The following is a 19,522-nucleotide window of genomic DNA, read 5'->3' as shown; positions in this document are numbered from 1 at the left end:
GCTCCGTCAAAAGCTTAGCTCAAACCCCGTTCTGATAGTCCGCGGCGGGGAATAATGCTGTGGGTCGTGATCATACAACCGGTTGGCCTCATCGATCTCCTCCTGATTGGTCGCCAGGCTGCCGGAGACAGACACGGCGTCGTTGTCAGGAAGACCGGTGCGGCTGAAAACGTCGATCACGTTGCGCCGGTTGAAGACGTTATCTACCTCAACAAAGAAGGTCAGGATCTGGCTGGCGCCCGTCCGGAAGTCCTTGTTAAAGCGCATATCGACACTGTAGTAGGCGGGCAGCCGGCCTTCGTTGCGTTCTCCGAACCGGTTGCCGTCGGCATCGGTCTTGGTGTAAGGCAGACCGGAGCCGTAGTAGCCAACCATGGAGAAACCCCAGGCACCCGGCAATTTCAACCCGAACAGGTTGCCGCTCCACTGCGGTGGGACGTGCCAGTCCGCCATGGCCGTGACCGTGTGCCGCTGGTCGAAGTCAAGCGGGTACTCGGTGACCGGCAGGATAGTGTCCGAGGTGTTCAGGTTGTAGTACGGCTCCAGGGCATTGGACCCGTTGCCGCTGGCCAGCATATAACCGTACGAAACGGACCCGCTCCAGTGGGCGTCGCCGGGCAGCTTCTCCAGAGAAACGTCAAATCCCTTGACTGAGCCGTAATCGTCGTTGGTGAACCGCGTCACGGTGATCGTACTGACCCTGAACGACCGGGCCGACACCAGGTCCTTTATGTCCTTGTAGTATGCCGTGGCGTCCAGGCGGATGTCGTCGCCGATCAGGTGATCGAGACCCAGTTCATAGGAGGCGGTCTGCTCGGGAGCCAGGTCCGGATTGCCCAACAGCGGCAGGCCGGAGGAGATGTCGCCTTCGGGGTTGAAGTACAGAAACCTGAAGGTCGGCATCTGGTAGTACACTCCGTAGTTGAAGTGCATCACCGTCTTCGTCGAGACGGGGAACGAGACGCCCAGGCGCGGCGACCACCTGGACTTGGGATCGGCGTCCTTGTAGTGCGCCACCGTGTCCTCCGGTGTGGAGTTGTACTCGATGTCGGCGTCACGATAGTCGTAACGGAGCCCGACATTGACGACGAAGGCGGCGTACTCAATCTTGTCCTGGAGGAAGCACGACGCGTACAACGGGTTGGCCTCGTACGTCTCGTAGTAGGGCTTGGTATTATAGAACTGCCGGAAGTCCTTGGCGATGTCATACTGGCGGTATTCGAATCCCGCCTTGACCTGGTTGTTCTTGTCGACCTGCTTGACCAGGCTGCCGCTCAACGAACTGTACTTCGTCTCGCGAAACGAGTAGGTCGGTTCGAAGTCATCGCCGGTGGTAAAGCCGAATATCTCATAGGGATCGGAGTTGTCCGGGTTGTTACCGTAGTTGTCCTCGTGGATGGTCCCGTCGTAGGTGCCGTCCGCATCCTCTGAATAGCCCGGCCACCGGCTCCAGTGAACGTCCATCAGGTGTCCCGGCGCCGTGAGCGTGCGCGTCGAAAACCGGTTGAACGCGGCCGACAGGATGGTACGTTCGTTGAAATGGTAGTTTCCGGACACGCCGGCCAGGTAGGCTCGCTTTTCGAATGACGGCAAACCGTCAAGGTTGAAGTCATACGACCGCCCGTTGACGTCTCGATGCGTGTACAGGTCGCCATTGGAGTCGAAGAACGTCACGTTCGACTTTAGTTTCAACCTGGGCGTCGGCTGCAACGACAGCTTGGCCGCCGTCGTGTAGCTTGCCTCCCGGTCATGGGGAAGGTGTGTCCGCTTGTCCAGGTACTCGCCGGCGGCGAAGAAAGAATATCGTTTGCCGTCAAGTCCCGGCACCGGCCCGGAGACGTCGAAGCTGAGCGACCGGTTGCCGTGCCGGTCCATTTGGCCCCAGTCGGCGTCGCCGACGGAGTACGTGTGCGTGAAGCCCTCGTAGGACCGCAGGCCGCCGCGGTAGGCATGGCCTCCCTCTCGCGTAACCGCGTTAACCACGCCCGAAAGGGCCTCGCCGTACTCAGCGGTGAACCCGCCGGAAGTCAGCGAAAGCTCCTCGAGAGCGGTCGGCATAATCCGAATGCCGGCTTTGTTCACGAACGGATCCTGTACCGAGAACCCGTCGAAGTAGTATGAAATCTGACCGGACCGCCCGCCGCGCACGTGCAGTTCTTCGCCGCGGTCGACCACCACTCCCGGGTAGTTGGTCAACACGGTCTGAACGGTGACGATATTGGGCAGGTTCTTCAACCGATCAGCCGTGAAAATGCTGCGCGACGCCGTCAGGTCCCGCCGAATAATCGGCTCGGACGCGTACACGACCACCGCCTCCCCCAACTCGACCGCTATTTGGTCGAGATTGAAGTCGACCGGAGTTGTTAGATCGACGAGTATTCGTACTTCCTTCCGGGTGACCGTTTCAAAACCGACGTGGGTGGCGACCAGGTCGTACTTACCCACCGGGACGTTGATAATGAAGTACTCTCCGTCCTCGTCAGTCTTGGTGGCCAGGCTGGTGCCCGCAACGCGAACCGTCGCTCCGATTACCGGCGCCCCTGTGTTTCCGTCCTCCACCGCACCCGAGACTTTGCCGGTCACACCGGCTTGCACCGGTCCTGCCGCGATCACCAGCAGAAGTGTCAGGGTTGCGGGAAGGAAGTTTGACAACCGTCTTTTCAAGGCTTCCTCTCCAGTATTTCAATGGTTCCGCTTGTATTCGTCCACGTTGACAAAAACTCTCACGGTGTCGAATGATGATTGTCGCAGGTGACTATCTGTGAAGATCGGATTACCGGGGAAAAACTTGACTCTACCTTATACGGTTTTTTCGGGCGGTTGCCGACTTCGCCCGGAACGCTCGGGGTCAATTAAACTTTTACCGATTTATCCCGATACCTATCCGATAGACAGGGCGAGCACTTATCATCCCGGAAACCCGGAGTGACAAGGGCCGGCGCAAAAGGGATCTGGTTACCTATTTTATGGTGCCCCTCATTGGCTAGCAACTGGACCAAAAGAACTCTTGTGGGACTACTGTGTCTTGCCGTGCTGGTCGTCGGCCACGCCCGGGAGGCGCGGGCACAGAAAGTCGCGGTTCTGACCACGGACAGCCTGATATCAACCCTGCGAACCATCAGCGGGGCCATCAAAGTTGTCCAGAGTCAACACCCCGAAGCTGTTTTTATACAGTACCTTATATCCCCGGATTCGGCCCAGTGCAGCCGCCAGATCGACTCCGTCAAAGCCGCCAGGCCGGCCATCATTCTAACGGTCGGAAGCGGCGCCACGGAATGCGCCAAGGATAATTTTACCCGGACACCGATCGTGTTTTCCGCCGTCATGTACCCGGTCGTCTCGGGTTTCGTGGAATCGCTCGTGAACCCCGGTCACAACATAACCGGCGCCTCTCTGAATATCCCGGTGAACATCCAGTTTCGGAATTTCCGGAAGATCATTCCCAAGCTCCGAACCATCGGCGTGCTCTATTCGAGCAACACGGCCAAGCTCATCCCGCCGTCGAAGGTGGTGGCACAGCAACTGGGGCTGGACCTTGTGGCGCTGGAGGTGAACGACCAGAAGGAACTGCCGCGGGCGCTGGATTCCCTGACCGGGGTTTGCGACGGAATCTGGTCCGTGGCCGATCCGAACCTGTTCAGTCCGCAATCGACGAAATTCATCCTGCTGCATACGATCCGCCGGGGAGTCCCCTTCATGGGTTTTTCCCGCTACGTGGTCGAATCCGGGGCTCTGTTTGCACTCGATTTTGACTACAAAGCGGTCGGCCGACAGGCCGGGAAGACTGTCAATCGGATACTTGAGGGAACGAACCCGGGTGGAATCAGCATCACTTCGCCCGACATTATCTGGTTTCACTACAACGAGAAGACGGCCCGCCATATCAGCGTTACTATCCCGGACGACATGATTGCGATCGCCAAGGAGGTATACCGATGAGCCTCTTTGGTCGCCTGATTCAGGTCAACCTGCGGACGAGGTTCGTCCTGCCGATTTCGGCGATGGTGGTCGTCAGCATGCTCATCACCAGTGGTTACCTGCTTAAGCGCCAGGATGACGGCTTCCGGCGCGAGCTGGAAACCAGCGGCAAAACGATGATACAGATGCTGGCCATGAACGCTGAAAGCGGTGTCCTGTTTGAGTCCACCCACGAGTTGGAGGACCTCCTGCAAGTGCTGGCGCCGTTCGAGACGGTCGAGTTCGCCATCGTCATCAATCTTGCCGGGGACGTGTTATCCCGGACCGGTAATTGTGCCATCAGTCCGACGGTATGGAAGGTCCGGGACCTTGCCGGCGACCAGCAGGTCGAGACGGCCAAATCGTACGTCACGGATTCCTCCGGGCAGGGGATTCTCATTCTGACAGCGCCCGTGCTGACCCAGCGCGAGAGGATCAGCCGCGAGAATCTCGGCATCACGAGCGGACTGGACAAGTCCATCCCCTACTCGTACGAGCCGGAGCTGATCGGCTACATCGCGCTCGGTCTGTCGGAAGAAAGCGTCAACCGGTCAATCGCCGAAGGGCGCATCGTCGTCATTGTGCTGGCCCTGCTCATCGTCCTGACCAGCATCATCCTGGTCACCTTCATCGTAAGTGCCATCACCAATCCGGTCACGGAACTGGTGAAGGTCACCGATCAGATAAGCCACGGGGACCTGAGTCGGAAGGTGGAAATCAACCGTAACGACGAGATCGGTCACCTGGCCAAGACGTTCAACAAGATGATTGAGTCTCTCAAACAGTCACGAGACGAGATCGAGCAGTACAATCGGACGCTGGAAGAGAAGATCATTGAACGGACCAGGCAGCTCGAGGAGGCGCAGGCGCAACTCATTCAATCCGAGAAGATGGGCGCTATCGGTCAGCTGGCCGCCGGAGTGGCTCACGAGTTGAACAACCCCCTGGGCGGGATTCTCGGGTACGCCCAGTTCACCCTCGAGAAACTGTCCAAGAACGTCCCGGAAAAGACGACGACCAAAGATATCGCCAGCTACGTGAAATACGTCTCCGATATCGAGGCCCAGGCGCGGCGCTGCAAGACCATCGTGCAGAACCTGCTGAAGTTCTCGCGATCCTCGCGGACGGTCGATTTCGAGGAAATCGAGGTGAACAGGGCGATCGAGGAAACGATCAGCTTCGTTGAACATCAACTGCGCATCAACCAGGTTGAACTGATCGTGTCGCTGACGCCGGGCATTCCGACAATTCAGGGAAACATCGGGCAGCTTCAGCAAGTGTTCACCAATCTCATAATCAACGCCATGCACGCCTCCGAAAAGGGAACCGCCATCGAGATCGTCAGCCGATATTCTCCCGCGGTCGGAGAGTTCGGCGGCGCCGTCGAGCTGCTCTTTATCGACCACGGACATGGCGTATCAGCAGAGAATCTCAAGAAAATCTTTGAACCTTTCTTTACGACCAAGGAGGTGGGCAAAGGCACCGGGCTGGGCCTTTCGGTCAGCTACGGTATAATCCGCGACCATGGGGGCGAAATTCTCGTCAAGTCCGAGGTGAGTGAAGGCACGACCTTTACGGTTGTTCTGCCGGTACAGAGATCGCCCCGCTCGTCCGATACAGTAAGGGAAAGCGAAACCAGTCTGAGGGGTTAGCCGGGTACCTGCATGAGTACGGAAAACAGGCACTCAATACTCGTAGTCGATGACGAGGAGATCATCCGCGATTTCCTGTCGGAAGTACTGGAAGATTACGAGGTTACACTGGCCTGCGACGGTGATGAGGCTATAGCCAGGTTGAGGCAGCGCCGTTTCGACCTGGTGATCACCGACCTGCGCATGCCGCGAGTCCCCGGAGAAGAAGTGGTCAAGGCAGCACAGGAGATCGACCCGAGTACACGGGTGATCGTGATCTCGGGCTATTCCAGTCTCTACACGGTCAGCCGATCGGTTGCCAGCGGTGCGTGCGCGTTTTTGTCCAAGCCGTTCAGCATCAAGGAACTGATCCAGACGGTGACAACTGCCCTGGCCTAGAAACGGTGGAGCGATGGCAAGAATACTGATAATTGACGATTCGCTGGTGATGAGAAACCTGCTGACGGATTTTCTCACTGAACTCGGCCACGAGGTAGATGTATCAGCCGACGGCCCGGAGGGGCTGCAAATGGCCTTGAGCAACGATTACGACGTCTGCATTTGCGACATGCACATGCCGAAGATGCACGGTTACGACGTCATGAAGGAGATTACCCCGCAAAAACCCGAACTGCGGCTCATTTTCACTGATTCGCTGCCCGACTCACTTTCGGAGAAGGTGCACCGGACCGGCCGACACCACCTCCTGAGAAAGCCGTTCGAACTGAACCAGTTGCGGGAAACTCTGGACGCGATCCTCAAACCCGTCAGGAAAACATGAGTCTGTCGCAAGAACGGACATTCCGCATTCTCGTCGTTGACGACGAAGAAATCGTGCTTTCGCTGGTCACGGACGCGCTGGAAGACGAGGGGTGGGAGGTAGTCACGGCGTCCAACGCAGACGAGGCGCTGCGCCAGATGTGTGGCGGGCCGTTCGACCTGATACTCAGCGACATCCGTATGCCCGGTACGGACGGCATTGAACTGGTGCGGCGGGTCCGGGAGCAGGCGCCCGACATAGCCGTCCTGTTCATGACCGGCTACGCCAACCTCAGCTCCGCCAAGGAGGCGATCAAGCAGGGGGCCATTGACTACATAATGAAGCCGTTCGAGTTGATGGAGATCCGCCAGGCCGTGCACAGCGCTGTCCAGAAGAAGCTCGAAGCCGAAGAGCGCAGCCCCGACCACCAGCTCAAAGGGCTCTCCGATCTGAACTACATGCTCTTCCACGCCGGTGACCGCAAGTCGCTGATCGTTTCATCGCTGAAGTTCGCGCTGATGCACCAGCACGCCGACCACGGCTCCATTCTGTTCGTCGACCCCGACCAGGATCGCTTTATCATGGTGTCGATCAACGACGATTCCACCCAGGAGCGGTCTCTGGCCAAAGAACCCCTGGCTTCCTGCCTGGATTCAGCCGAATCCGACCTGTTGCGAGAGCCGGTCATCATTTCCAGCTTTGAGGAACACCCGGTATTCAAGCATAACCCGGACCCGAATCTGAAACCTTACCTGTGCCCTGACTGGATGCACGAGAATCTGCACATGGTGGTCGTCCCGGTGACGCGCGCCGACGGGTTCTATGGCATGATCATGCTGGGTTTCGAGGACGACACCGTCAAGCTCTCCGGCCGAACCCTGCAGTTTCTGGCCATCACCGCCAGCCAGCTGGCCATCACGCTGGAAAACCTGTCACTGCTGGAACAGTCACGCCAGGCGTACGCCCGTCTCAAGGAACTTCAGGATGAAACCATCGAGTTGGAGAAGATGGCTACGCGCGGCCAGATGTCGGCGGAGATCGGCCACGAACTGAACAACTTTCTGGGAGTAATTGCGGGCAGCATTTCCCTGCTGGACGTCCACCTGAAAAAACAGGACCACCGGGAGGCGAGCCGGCACGTCAAAACAGCGGCTGAGACTATCGAGAAGATAAAGACGTTCACGGCCAACCTGATGGATCTCCATCCAATCTCTTCCCGCAAGGAGATCCTGTACTTCGACCGCGTTATCCGGGAAGTCATCGAGTACCTGACGCCTCAGCGGCGGTTTCGAGACGTTCAGATCGACATCATAGAGCTGGCCGACGAAATCCCGTTCCAGGCCGATGCCATGCAGATCCAGCAGTTGCTGTACAACGTTTTTAACAACGCCGCCGACGCCACTCAGGAGAAGGGCGACGGGCAGATCGCCGTTTCCGTGATGACCGATCCTGAGCGGGAATCGTTCCGGGTCACGGTCTCCGATAACGGCGTCGGGATCGAGCCGGAACTACTGGAGAAGGCGTTCAGCCAGCGCTTCACGACCAAGCCGACCGGCCACGGATTCGGACTGGTTGTCTGCCAGCGGATAATCGAGAACCACGGCGGCGAACTGTCGATCGACTCGGCTCCGGGCGAAGGTACCACGGTCACTATCGACCTCCCCATGGCGGTCCGAGTGCCTCAACCGGCGTAGCCGCCCCAGAGCGCCCCTCAGAACTTCCTGCTCCCCCGCTGCGTCAACGCTTCTCCCCTGGCACACAACGGACACTCTTCGGGGGCCCAGCTGTCAGCCGCCACGGTAGCCAGCGGATGGAACGGGTAGTCGAGGCTGACGGTGCCCCCGGAGCGATCAAGCAACTCGCCGACCGCGACGATATCGGCCTCGTACGTTTTTACCAGATCGATGACCTCGAAGACCGAGCGCCCGGTGGTCATCACGTCATCAACGATTATCACCTTCTGCCCCCTGGCAAGCGAGAAGCCGCGTTTGAAGATCCGCCCGTGCTCTCCGGGCTCGGCATAGATGGATTCGATGCCCAGGTACCTGGCAACATCGTAGGCGATGATGATCCCGCCGGTTGTCGGGCCGACCACCGTGTCTGCGTTCAGGGCCGCAAGCTGATCAGCCAGTTCACGACACATCCGTGTGCAGACGGTGGGGTTTTTCAGCAACGTGAATTTCTCGTAGTAGACGTCTGAATGCCGGCCCGAGGACAGCTTGAAATGCCCGCTGAGCAAAGCCCCCGAGTCTTTGAAAAGCTTCAGAATCTCGTCAGTAGTCATGTTTCCTCCACATGGCGGGCCAGGCAGGCGGCGGCGCGACGGGTAATCCGGCGCCGGGGGCGGCCCGCAGCCCGTTTTGGCACGGAACATACCCAACGGGCCCGGATGTGGCAACTACCCAAAAAAAATATTGCATCTTAAAAAAGTATACGCGTATTATACTAACAGTAGAGAGAAAAGCGGAGAGAGTTGAGTCATTTGAAAATCTCTAACACCTCTCCCATGAAGGTTGTCTCTTCATCGCTGCGTGCACGCCGTGACCCGTTTTTCGAAACGGCAGCGAACACTAAATGCGGGAAGTGGCTGTAAAAACCCTTTACCGTGTAAAGCTGGGAGTTTTTCAAATCACGACGCTCTCTCCGTTAAAAGTATGAGCCGCCCCACGGGCGGCTCTTTTTGTCTGCGGGGCGTTCAAAGATCGGTGCTGCGGGCGGGATAGGGACGGGCGCGGCTGCGGGTAACCTTATACGGACCGGGGTCGGAACGGATCCGGGTCGATCACGTGCTTGATGGCCTTCTCGTAGTCCATGGTGAAATCGACCGGCTTGACCAGTATGAAATAGCACTCGGCGCCAGCCGAGGCCAGGTAGAGACGGCTGCGTTCGATCTCACAGACGCCTTTCTCCCGGGTCACCCCGACCCCCGGCTCGAGCACAAAAACCTCGATCAACTGGCGGATGTTCTTGAAAACCTCGGCAAACGACCGTTTAAACTGATCAGAAGTGGAACCTCCCACGAAGTTCCCCTCGTTGTCCAGCCGGAAGACGTGCTGCACGCCGGAAATGGCGCACAACTCGTCGTAGAGAGTGACCGGCCGCCTCTGCGGCCGGGAGGGCAGGCCGACGGAAAGCGGGATTCCGGATGACTCGTTTCTGATGATGGCCAGGACTTCCGTGTGCTGACGCTTGACGGCTTCCTCCACCTTCTCCTGCCTGGCCAGCGAATCGATGGGCTTGTCGAGCCCCCGCTCGATCTTGTGCACCACCTTCCCACCGTCGAGTATGGTGGTGGTGATACGCGGTAACGGGCGGTGGGCGTATTCGGTCTGCACTTGCAGCGTAATGTCACGCCGCTTGATAATGGACGTCCGACCCGCCGGTATGTACGTGCTTGCCGCCATAATACGAACCACGAAATCAGCGAATGCCTCTGTTCGTTACTATATCGGCAGAATTAACAGCTGGAATAACCGCAGGACAGGCAGAGGTAACAGCCGGCATCGAACTTCATGGCCGACGCGCACTCAGGGCAGATATCGGCCGCTTCCCCGTGCTCGAATGACCCGGCCGATGGCCGGCGGGAACCGAAGTGCTTCTGCAGCACCTGCGCAATAGCGTCCGGGATGGAGAATACCCGGCTGCCTCCCGAGAAAACCTGGGCCGAGCCGCCTATCCCCCGAAGTTGCTTGATTATCTGCTGCACCGGAACCGACGAACGAAGGGCGAGCGATATCAGCCGGCAGATCGCCTCCGTATCGGCCATAGTAGTGTAGCCGGATCGGCCGATCTGCGCGAAGACCTCGAAAGGCCGGCCGTCCCTGACGTTGATCGTCACGTACAGGTTGCCGTACCCGGTCTTGATCTTTTCAGTAAAACCGCTCAGAACAGCCGGTCTTCGGGCCACCGCCTCACTCGGCTCCGGCCCGACGCCGGGAGGTGCCGCGGCGGTATCAACCCCCGAGGCCGAGGTGGCCAGAACCTGGTCCGGGCGTGAATAGTCGCGGTAAATAGTCGCCCCTTTGCACCCCGTCTGGTAGGCCAGCTCAAAAGCAGAACGTACGTCCTCGCGGGTGGCACTTTCCGGGAAGTTGATGGTCTTGGAGACCGAGGAATCGCAGTGCTTCTGGAAAACCGCCTGCATGCCAATATGATCCTCCGGGCTGACGTCGGCCGCCGTCACGAACAGCGACCGAACCTCCTCGGGGATATCAAGCAGATCGGCAATGGAGCGCCGCGACGAAATCTGCTTCACCAGGTCCTCGGAATAGAAACCGCCGTCGCGGGCGGCCTGCTCAAACAGCCGGTTGACCTCCGTCAGCCGGGTACCGTCCATGACGTTTCGTTCGAAGGCCAGCGAGTAATACGGCTCGATCCCGGAGGAGCAACCCGCAATGATCGAGATCGACCCCGTGGGCGCAATCGTCGTCACGGTGGCGTTGCGCATGGCCAGCTCCTCGCCCCGGTAAACCGACCCCTCCCAGTTGGGGAATTTCCCTCGAGTACGCACCAGTTCCGAGGACTGGTTTCTGCCCTCGGTCTCGATGAACTGCATGATTTGCTCGCCGAATTCCTGTGCCCGGGGGCTGTTGTACGGCAACCGGAGCCTGACCAGCATGTCCGCCCAGCCCATCACCCCGAGGCCGATCCGGCGGTTCTTCCTGGTCTGATCTTCGATCAGGGAAATGGGGTACCTGTTCTGGTCGATGACATTGTCAAGGAAGTGCACGGCCGTATGAATGACCGAGGCCAGGCGTTCCCAGTCCACGGCGTCGCCGGGATGCGCCGGGTCATAGGCCGGCGGCAGCGGGTCCCTGACAAAGCAGCCCAGGTTTATCGAGCCCAGGTTGCACGAGTCATAGGGCGGCAGAGGCTGCTCCCCGCAGGGGTTGGTCGATTCAATCACCTCGGACGGCGAGGTCGGGTTCAGCCGGTTCATGCGGTCGACGAAAATGATCCCCGGCTCGCCCGTACGCCAGGCATGGTCGATAATCTGCTGCCAGACGTCGGCGGCGCTCAGGCAGACCTCTGTGTCGTCGATACGGTGAGTCTTGCCCGTGTGCGGATTGTGCAGGGCGTAATCCCGCCCCTCGGCAAGCGCCTCCATGAAAGCGTCGGTGACGGCCACGGAGATGTTGAAGTTGGTAATCTCGCCGGGGTCATCCTTGCAGGCAATGAACTCGAGGATATCCGGGTGGTCCACCCTGAGAATGCCCATGTTGGCGCCGCGCCGGGTGCCCCCCTGCTTGACCGCCTCGGTCGAAGCATCGAACACCTTCATGAACGACACCGGTCCGGAGGCCACGCCTGAAGTCGAGGCCACCACCGAATTGCGCGGGCGAAGGCGAGAAAATGAAAACCCGGTCCCGCCCCCGGATTTGTGTATCAGGGCGGCGTACTTGTTGGCCTCGAAAATCTCCTCCATGGAGTCGCCCACCGGCAGGACAAAACAGGCCGAGAGCTGCCCGAGCGGTTTGCCGGCGTTCATCAGGGTCGGCGAATTGGGCAGAAAACGCAAATCCGCCATGACGTTGAAAAACTCGACGGTGGTCTGGTCCACCTGCCGGTCGTCAGCGCCGTAAGCGCGGTCGGCCTCGGCGATGAACTGCGCCGCGCGCAGAAACATCTCCTTCGGCGTCTCGACCACGCGCCCCTCGTTATCCCTGCGAAGGTAGCGGCGACGAAGGACGGTCAGGGCGTTGTCGGTTAGTTCGACCTGTTCTCTCATGGCTATACTACACCTATCGGAAGGGCACTCAGGCGCCCTTATCCCTGTCCATATTATAACGAATATCCGGGCCGAGAGGGGATCACTTTTCAGAGGGTCGCGCCGCACGAAGCAAGGCCGAGAAAAGACCGCCGGCCTGATTAAAGCGGCTCCCGGCTCTCGTGGACTGTCTGCCCGCGCCCTACTCCGCCGGGAGCAGGTCGGGATTGGAGTTGGCTATCATGTCGAGGTAGCCCAGGCCCTTGAGGCCGTAGTAAGCTTCGCGCCGCGAGTAAACCTTGTCCTGAAGGGCCCGGTCCAGAGTGATGAACTTGTAACCGGCGTTCTCCAGGGCGCCCAGCAGTTCGTCGAGGTAGACGGCGTTCAGCCGGTTGGCGCGCAGGAGCAGTATGTGCCGGACCGGCCGCTTGACCAGATCCAGGGCCAGCCGTTCCATGCGCTCCAGCTCGTCCAGGACATGGTTGATGTATTCGTTGAGAAGTTTGTCAAAGGCCGCCGAGTCCGGGACTTTGCCAAGTTTGTCCAGCGACAGGTTATACAGGTAATCCTCCGGGATGACGGTGGCATGGACCACCGCGACGTTCTGATCCGCCAGGAAAAGCGCGGCCTGCTTTTTCCCCTCGACCGTGGTGCCGTAATGAAGGTACGGGTACCGGAAATACCGCTTTTTCTGCCCGAACCCGGAGAGCATCGGCTCGATTGTCGCTATGCCGCGGCGAATATCCTCGATGAAGGCCTCGATCCCGATGTAGTTGTAATCCTGGTTGGTGAAAGTCATACTCCCCAGGGTGTGGCCGTCATTGAGCCACTGGCCGAGAATGTCAAAGGAATCCTCGATCCCTTCTCCAACTATAAATCCGGCGGCCTTGACCTTGTGCCGCTTGAGAGCATCGAGGATCAGGTAGTTGACCGCCTGGCGGTCCACCTCGCCGAAGGACCGGGCCGCCGGCAGTTCATCGAACGTGATGCAGATCTCCTTGTTGCTCTTTTTGCCGTCGCGGGATGCCGTTTTCTGAGCCAGCACCGGAAGGGCGGTCAGAACGCACGGAAGAAGCAGGATCAGCAATCGCCTGGTAGCCGCGGGCCGGAAATACATCAGTTCACCTCACCTTCTGGTACGCCGTAAAAACTGGCAGGTACGGCACTTCCCGGTCGCCCAAGGGCTGCCCGGGCCGGGGCTGCAAAACCCCAAGTAGTAATGCGCAAACAACTTAAGAGTGGCGCAACGACCCGACGTAACAATAACCGCGACGTTGTGGCACAAGAAACAGGGGCCGGAGTGCATTTCGCGAGTATGCCGGTGTTTTCCACACCTTGATTTTGCCCGAAAACTCCCGCCAATCAACAAAAAAAGCGAGCCGATCCCGGACCGGCCGAAAGGCCGGCCTCGGCATTGGTTCCGGTAACCCCTTGCGCTGAAACGTCTTAATGCCCAGAACTGTTTTTTGTTGACTTTTTTGTTATAAGCTCTTCACAAGTGGCAAACTTTTTCGTATATTGAGTCTCTCCAAGCGCAGGCCTTCAGCAGAGGTGAATCATAAAGACTGATGTTTGAGGGAGGAGTGGTATGAGCAAACGGGTAATTATTGCTGTCAACAACATGATATTCACTTCCAAGATTATGTCGGTGCTGGACAGACTGGATGCGGAGGGCATCAAGGCCATAAGATCAGATGACATTTTCAGCAAGGCTCATGAGCTGAAGCCCGATCTGATCATCATTGACCTGAACCTCAATGGAATTGAGGCACCGTCACTAATCAACAAGTTGCGCTCCTACAATGCCACCAGCAAAATCCCGATTGTCTGCTACTCACCGCATATGCTTGCCGATCAGATGAAGGCGGCCCTTACCGCCGGTGCCAACGAGGTATTCCCCAACTCGAAAATGACCTCGCGGATGAACCAGATTCTGGGCAAATACATTGAGAATTAGCCCCGACGGCCGGTAACAGGAAGATTCGGCGAATATACGACCGGCGGCCCCGCAAGGGTCGCCGGTCGCGTTTTGCCTGAGATTCTACGGGCAGTCCGCCGGCGGGGTTTGAGTCAGGTAAAGGTAGTCGATAAGCACCGTCAGGTCGGCGATATCCACCACCCCGTCAGGGTCGCCGTCGAGGTTGGCTTCCTCGATACACACCGGCGGAGTATGGCTGATAAACAGGTAATCGATCAGAAATGTCAGGTCGCCCAGATCGACAAATTCATGCTCATCCCAGTCTACATTGCCGGTGATCCCGTTGCAGCACCCGGCGCCCGCAAGAGGAATACCCTTCACCGCATTCACGGTCGGGGCGGTCTCCAGCGGCGAACCTCCCACCGCCATGGAGCCGCAGTCATACGCCGTCACCGCAATCCAGTAAGGAACACCCCCCAGCAAGCCGGTTATGGTGTATTCGTACTCGTAGTACTTGAAGTAACCATCACCGGTCAGGTACTTGCTGGCGGAATCCGGCGGCACGTCTTCGGAGCGCTTGTACGGCGGCTCAAGTGCGTCAGCGAACCGCTTGATGAACGGGGTCTCCAGCCCAAACTTGGCCGCATTAGCACCGAACGGCTCGAAGTACATGATCGTGCCATCGTGCAAATGCGGGCGGGTGCGGGGATAGTCCAGGGGGTACCAGAGTCCATCGTCACAGCCGGCGGGGGCGTAATGACATCGAAGCTCGTCCAGTGTCCGCGGCGGTCCGAAGAGTTCCCATCCCATGACGTCATCCCAGACGTAGGTGAGGTAATCCTCGATATCGTAGGTAGCCAGCTTTGAAAAGCTCGACGCTGACTGATTCGTTGCCAGGTACGCGTTGTAACCCTCAAAGTCCTTGTTGTGAGAAAGCGCGTCGAAAGCCGTCTCTGACAGGTGGCCGTTCCAGTGGATTATCAGACCTTCAAAGATCGGCTCGACCCGGACCACCGGCGGCGGCGGCGGGCTGGCCGCCCGGAAATCCGGCACACCATCCCCCTTGCGCGGCGTAAAGATGGTATCGTCGCCGACCACGCAGGTGTCAACCCGACCGGCATAACCGTCGTCGTCAGAATCGTAGCCGGGGTTGTCGTAAATCCAGTCCGCCCAGATGGCGTTACGGGCCAGGTCGGAGAAGTCGAGGTTTTCATAATAGGCGTCCGGGGCCGCCGGGAGGTTGTAATCATTGCCCATAACGGTGTGGAGGTTTTCACCGGCTACGTAGGCAAACGACAGCGGCAGGCTCTGACCGGGGTCGATATCGAACGGCCCGAACGAGAGCAAATAACGCGTGTCAAACCCGGTCGACAGATAATCCTTAATATACGGGTTGGGAGGCAACCAGATCGGATCGTCATCGCTGATGCTGGCCGTGTAGATCTGATCGTAGTCAATCTCGCCGTTGCTCAACACGTGATACTTGTTTCGATCTCCTTCGGGGGTCCCCATTCCACCCGTGCCGAAGTCCCGATACGTCGCCCGCGCCTGGGGCCCGAAGTCAATCCACGGGTCCATGTTGCTGATCCACCAGTTAAACGACACATTTGGCGACTCCGTGGGTGCGCGGACAATACTCACGCCTGTCACGTGGGGCACGTGCAGGCTTGACGGCTGCAGCAGGTCACCTTCGTTGTCAGCTATCCATGCCAGGTTCACCACGTCGCTATCAGAACACTGCTCCGGAAGATACTCCGCCGGGACGCGGCGCAGGAAGCCCGAGATATCATCCTGAGCCCCGACGCCACCACTGAAAGCCTCTGAATGCACGTCACCGTCGACGTAAATACCCAGGTAGAGCTTACTGAGCGGCTCAGTACCGATATTCCTGATCTCGTAGTCGAAAAGCACAAAATCTTCAGCCACCGGGTAGCTCCACGCGTAGGACCGCTGAGTGACCTCGACGTTTAGTGGGATATGGGGTCTGCCGTCCATGAAGTCATAACATAAACCCGTCACCCCGAAGGTGAAGGTATCCGCATACACGGCGATATAGTCCTGTTCGGAGACAGCCCCGTAATAGGCGGAACTGGTCGGGTCAACGGTGGAACGATAGACCATTTCGCCGAAAGGAGCCTCATCAGGGTGCAACTCGGCACAGTATTGCCAGCCATCCTCCCCCACTGAGACGAGCGTATCGGTGCCGACGATCGCGCCGATCCAGAAAGCACCCCCGAAGAGATATCGTGTATTGGATCCTTTAGGGTACTCGCACGAGGGCACCGGTTCTCCCGTGAAGCAGTCCTGCTGAGTAAAAGAGAACTGGCTGCCAAAGGTGCCCAAGTTGGTTACCGACAGGGCGATGTTGCCCACGTTGTGCGCCGCTGTGCAGTACGCCGGACTGGCCATGGCGGTGCTTGGTGTCTCACGCCCGGGTGCGGGATCGGCGACCGCGCGCCCGAAAGTGACCGAGGCGGGCAGAGAACACAGCGTTGCCGCGACTATTAACGGTCTGAAATGTTTCATTTGCTTTCCCCCCGAAACAGGTCTGCTGGATTCGTTACGGGTGATGCCGGCGGCCCCAATGATTGTTCTCGCTTCGCGTCATTCTCTTGCTCCGCCAACCTTCGGAAGTATCGTTCGCGCACCTGTGACTGATTAACCGGAACCGGGGCATCCGTATACCTCGTGGAAAGGGGAGGCGTGACCAGGTACGGATCATACAGCCAGGACAGCACGGTGTCGATGACCGTCTGCGCGGCTGATTCCTCCAGGGCGAACGGCGTGAACATGAAGAATGCGGTTCTGAACAGGCCGCGATTCAACCGGTGCGCCACGTCCCTGCCTTCAAACGTATACTCAGGCCCGAGGAAGTGGCCGCCGGGATACAGGGAGGCATAACTGTACATCGGTTGGACATCCGCGCCAAGCTGATACCAGTCCACTTCCGGCATGGCGGCCAGCGTGTCTACCCAGGGATAAATGTACTCCCACCTATATCGGCGATGAAGCAGCGCCGAGTCCACAGTCAGATCGGGCCACTGTTCCTCGTCATAGCTGTGCGCACCGATGAAGTCCTCAATTCTGCAGCCCGCCTGCACCTTCATCCGGGCGTCAAAATAGATGTGCCATTCCCACCCTGAGAAGACCATCTGCTCGACACCGAAGTAGAAGCTGAAACCCTCAGCGAGGTTCGGAGGTATGGCGGAGAAAACGTCAAACTGCGGCGGGGCTGCCTCATCACCGTATATTAGCGTCCGGCCGCACATCCAGGCGTTGACACCGGCGTCGATGACGGTCAACACATCACCGCTGATCGCCCACCATGCCAGACATCCGGGGAGGACATTGTCGTCGACGAAGACCACCGTCTTGTACGCAAGCACTTCACGAAGCGTAACCCCGATTCCCATAGCACTATTAACGACCCGATAGTCGCGAGTTGGTTCGTAGTCAATCGTCAATCCGCTGCTGCCGGCCCACGAATCGAGGGCGCGATCCCAGAATGCTCTTGCGCTGTCTCTGATACAGGCATTGATAGAAAACCCCTGCTGAAGGTCCAATATGCCGACGTCGTGCTCATAACGCGGATCGATGACCCGGCACGCTTTGAAATCCGGAGTGGGGTCGTACAGATTGGAGTCGACCACATCGCGGGCGCGCACCCAGAAGATGAAATACTCCTCCCGGGTGGTGTCGTCCGAATCATAACGGTAAACGTCGTACAGCGTGTCAGTCAGGTCGAAAACCCAGACGTCGCCCGGACCGTCCCCCTGCGACCGCAGGGCCACACGGTCAAAGAGCGGATCGTCGACAAAATCCGGATCGTCGACATCGAGAACCGTATCGAGCCACCCGTACACATTCGCCCCCGTGATGGTGTCCACGAAGACCGTGTCGCACGTGATGACAAAGCCGACCGAATCGTCCCCGATCGGCACCGGGACGCTGTCGCAGACGATAATGCCACCCCCCTCGCCGAAAAGGTATACTTCGCCGGTGAGGCACCGGAAAGCAGGTTTGATGAATCGGTCGGTCAGTTCCTCCCAGGTGCTGTCGTGAATGGTATCGGAAACGTACGGGCCGTACAGGCGCCATTCGCATTCAAACGGCGGCGGGTAGTAGGGGTGGTCGACCAGATCAAACGCCTCCCAGGAGATGGGAATCCCCGTTACGGGTGAGCCGGGCGCAGGGGCATCGATATACGGCCCGACCGGGAAATACAGAATTTTCGTCCTCGGAGGGCAGTTCGGCGGGGCCGGGCAGGGCGGAAGATCGGAATGGGTAATGAATAGATGATCTATCAGCGCCGTCAGGTCGCCGATATCAATGACCCCGTCGGGATCCCCGTCGGTGTTGGCCTCCTCCCGGTTCGGCAGCCGCGCGTGACTGATGAACAGGTAGTCAATCAGAAACGTCAGGTCACCGACATCGACAATATCCGCGTAGTCGCAATCGACGTTGCCGACCATGCCGACACAGTAGCAACCGGGAAGCGCACCCGGATCGTCCGGCTCAGCCCGCGCCGGGTCGGCGATAAGCAGTATGACCGTGATCAGGCCCAGGAAAGGCCGTACTATCCCTCGGCTAACGAAATGCTTTGTCACAATACTCCCCCTTCGGGTCACGAACTTCCGCCCTGACCGGACGGGCAGTCCTCGACTGAAAAACTCTAGCCTTTCTGTCTCAGGTACTCCAGGCGGGCTGTTGCGGTGATTTACCCTCTGGCTGCGGAACCCCCAGCTCAACCTTCTACATCAATCAGACGAATCCACTCATGATCTGTCGAACTCGTTTCGTAAGACCAGATACCTTGCATTGCAAGGATCGACTTGCCCGGGCGATGGATACACGAAGGAGTAAAGTCGTTGCCCCGCTGCTATCATATTATTATAACCATAACCGTAGGAATGTCAATCAGTTTGTATGACGAGCAAACGGCCGTGCGGCACGCGGCGACAAGAAACAGCCCCCGGCGGTCAGGCGGCCAAGGGCCTTATCTATATGCGGAAGGCGGGACTCGAACCCGCACGAGTTGCCTCACTACCCCCTCAAGATAGCGTGTCTACCAGTTCCACCACTTCCGCAATCGATATCAATCACAGATTACTACGTGCTAATTGCTGTCCGGCTGCGGCGGCAGAAGATCGACCGGCTGGTCCTGCACCGTGGCCCGGGCGATCGAATCCTGTCTCGTCGCCTCCTGCGCCGCCTGCTGCTGCTGGAGCATCCGCTCCTGTTCCTCGGCCATTTTGCGGGTCACGACCGACTCACCGGTCTGCTGCACGTCGGTCGTGGTTCGCGTCTTGGCCGACATGAATGCCAGAACCCCGCAATTGACCATAAACACAATCGCCAGCACGGTGGTCGCTCTGGACAGGAACGATGCGGCACCCCGCCCACCGAACACGGCGCCGGAGAGACCGCCGCTGAACGCGGTGCCCGCCAGCCCGTCTCCTTTGGCGGACTGCATCAGCACAACCAGCATCAGGGCGATGGAAATAAGGACATGGAAAACTACCCAGATGGTGAACAAGTAATTCGCCTCC

General features: G+C 58.6%; 14 protein-coding genes and 1 tRNA gene. 6 read left to right on the top strand and 9 right to left on the bottom strand.

Annotated elements, in window-relative coordinates; genetic code table 11:
• Positions 1–6: 6 nt before the first annotated feature.
• Positions 7–2,664 (bottom strand): TonB-dependent receptor, encoded by a 2,658-nt coding sequence (locus VMY05_08030; GenBank protein ID HUV31018.1) that lies wholly within the window; start codon positions 2,662–2,664, stop codon positions 7–9.
• Between the two features lie 345 nt (positions 2,665–3,009).
• On the opposite strand from VMY05_08030, the gene VMY05_08025 reads away from it, so the two are divergent.
• The 5 genes from VMY05_08025 to VMY05_08005 are packed head-to-tail and all read left to right on the top strand — an operon-like array spanning position 3,010 to position 8,042.
• A complete protein-coding gene (locus VMY05_08025) occupies positions 3,010–3,939 on the top strand; it encodes an ABC transporter substrate-binding protein (GenBank protein HUV31017.1) in 930 nt (309 codons plus the stop codon).
• Positions 3,936–5,609, top strand: a complete 1,674-nt coding sequence (locus VMY05_08020; protein ID HUV31016.1) for an ATP-binding protein — start codon at positions 3,936–3,938, stop codon at positions 5,607–5,609. The genes VMY05_08025 and VMY05_08020 overlap by 4 nt, the downstream gene beginning before the upstream one ends.
• A 12-nt stretch (positions 5,610–5,621) precedes the next feature.
• On the top strand, positions 5,622–5,987 hold the full coding sequence (locus VMY05_08015) for a response regulator (GenBank protein HUV31015.1): 366 nt from the start codon (positions 5,622–5,624) through the stop codon (positions 5,985–5,987).
• A gap of 13 nt (positions 5,988–6,000) precedes the next feature.
• On the top strand, positions 6,001–6,369 hold the full coding sequence (locus VMY05_08010; GenBank protein ID HUV31014.1) for a response regulator: 369 nt from the start codon (positions 6,001–6,003) through the stop codon (positions 6,367–6,369).
• On the top strand, positions 6,366–8,042 hold the full coding sequence (locus tag VMY05_08005) for a response regulator (protein ID HUV31013.1): 1,677 nt from the start codon (positions 6,366–6,368) through the stop codon (positions 8,040–8,042). Before VMY05_08010 ends, VMY05_08005 begins: the two co-directional genes overlap by 4 nt.
• A 17-nt stretch (positions 8,043–8,059) precedes the next feature.
• Here VMY05_08005 and pyrE read toward each other — a convergent pair whose 3' ends face one another.
• The 4 genes from pyrE to VMY05_07985 form a co-directional block, all read right to left on the bottom strand.
• The gene (pyrE, locus tag VMY05_08000) at positions 8,060–8,632 is read right to left on the bottom strand and encodes an orotate phosphoribosyltransferase (GenBank protein HUV31012.1); all 573 of its coding nucleotides are present in this window, start codon (positions 8,630–8,632) and stop codon (positions 8,060–8,062) included.
• 463 nt (positions 8,633–9,095) lie between these two features.
• Positions 9,096–9,752: a hypothetical protein gene (locus VMY05_07995; protein ID HUV31011.1), complete on the bottom strand. Its 657-nt coding sequence runs from the start codon at positions 9,750–9,752 to the stop codon at positions 9,096–9,098.
• Between the two features lie 53 nt (positions 9,753–9,805).
• Positions 9,806–12,076 (bottom strand): vitamin B12-dependent ribonucleotide reductase, encoded by a 2,271-nt coding sequence (locus VMY05_07990; GenBank protein ID HUV31010.1) that lies wholly within the window; start codon positions 12,074–12,076, stop codon positions 9,806–9,808.
• A 181-nt stretch (positions 12,077–12,257) separates the two neighbouring features.
• Positions 12,258–13,172: a polysaccharide deacetylase family protein gene (locus VMY05_07985; protein ID HUV31009.1), complete on the bottom strand. Its 915-nt coding sequence runs from the start codon at positions 13,170–13,172 to the stop codon at positions 12,258–12,260.
• Between the two features lie 471 nt (positions 13,173–13,643).
• On the opposite strand from VMY05_07985, the gene VMY05_07980 reads away from it, so the two are divergent.
• Positions 13,644–14,012: a response regulator gene (locus tag VMY05_07980; protein HUV31008.1), complete on the top strand. Its 369-nt coding sequence runs from the start codon at positions 13,644–13,646 to the stop codon at positions 14,010–14,012.
• Between the two features lie 84 nt (positions 14,013–14,096).
• Here VMY05_07980 and VMY05_07975 read toward each other — a convergent pair whose 3' ends face one another.
• The 4 genes from VMY05_07975 to secG form a co-directional block, all read right to left on the bottom strand.
• Positions 14,097–16,499 (bottom strand): hypothetical protein, encoded by a 2,403-nt coding sequence (locus VMY05_07975; protein ID HUV31007.1) that lies wholly within the window; start codon positions 16,497–16,499, stop codon positions 14,097–14,099.
• Complete coding sequence (locus tag VMY05_07970; GenBank protein ID HUV31006.1) at positions 16,496–18,580, bottom strand: hypothetical protein; 2,085 nt, start codon at positions 18,578–18,580, stop codon at positions 16,496–16,498. Before VMY05_07970 ends, VMY05_07975 begins: the two co-directional genes overlap by 4 nt.
• Positions 18,581–18,978: 398 nt before the next feature.
• Positions 18,979–19,060 (bottom strand) — tRNA-Leu (locus tag VMY05_07965).
• 29 nt (positions 19,061–19,089) lie between these two features.
• Positions 19,090–19,509, bottom strand: a complete 420-nt coding sequence (gene secG, locus VMY05_07960; GenBank protein HUV31005.1) for a preprotein translocase subunit SecG — start codon at positions 19,507–19,509, stop codon at positions 19,090–19,092.
• Positions 19,510–19,522 lie beyond the last annotated feature (13 nt).

It is taken from the genome of Acidobacteriota bacterium (assembly GCA_035529075.1).
Taxonomy (GTDB): domain Bacteria; phylum Zixibacteria; class MSB-5A5; order GN15; family FEB-12; genus DATKXK01.
Note: the sequence above shows the minus strand (reverse complement) of the source record. Positions and strands in the feature narration are given on the sequence as shown.

Excerpts from the sequence above, each read along its gene's own strand:
- VMY05_08020 (HUV31016.1), top strand. The coding sequence starts at position 3,936 with ATGAGCCTCTTTGGTCGCCTGATTCAGGTCAACCTGCGGACGAGGTTC.
- VMY05_08015 (HUV31015.1), top strand. The coding sequence starts at position 5,622 with ATGAGTACGGAAAACAGGCACTCAATACTCGTAGTCGATGACGAGGAG.
- VMY05_08010 (HUV31014.1), top strand. The coding sequence starts at position 6,001 with ATGGCAAGAATACTGATAATTGACGATTCGCTGGTGATGAGAAACCTG.
- VMY05_08005 (HUV31013.1), top strand. The coding sequence starts at position 6,366 with ATGAGTCTGTCGCAAGAACGGACATTCCGCATTCTCGTCGTTGACGAC.
- pyrE (HUV31012.1), bottom strand. The coding sequence starts at position 8,632 with ATGACTACTGACGAGATTCTGAAGCTTTTCAAAGACTCGGGGGCTTTG.
- VMY05_07995 (HUV31011.1), bottom strand. The coding sequence starts at position 9,752 with ATGGCGGCAAGCACGTACATACCGGCGGGTCGGACGTCCATTATCAAG.
- VMY05_07990 (HUV31010.1), bottom strand. The coding sequence starts at position 12,076 with ATGAGAGAACAGGTCGAACTAACCGACAACGCCCTGACCGTCCTTCGT.
- VMY05_07985 (HUV31009.1), bottom strand. The coding sequence starts at position 13,172 with ATGTATTTCCGGCCCGCGGCTACCAGGCGATTGCTGATCCTGCTTCTT.
- VMY05_07980 (HUV31008.1), top strand. The coding sequence starts at position 13,644 with ATGAGCAAACGGGTAATTATTGCTGTCAACAACATGATATTCACTTCC.
- VMY05_07975 (HUV31007.1), bottom strand. The coding sequence starts at position 16,499 with ATGAAACATTTCAGACCGTTAATAGTCGCGGCAACGCTGTGTTCTCTG.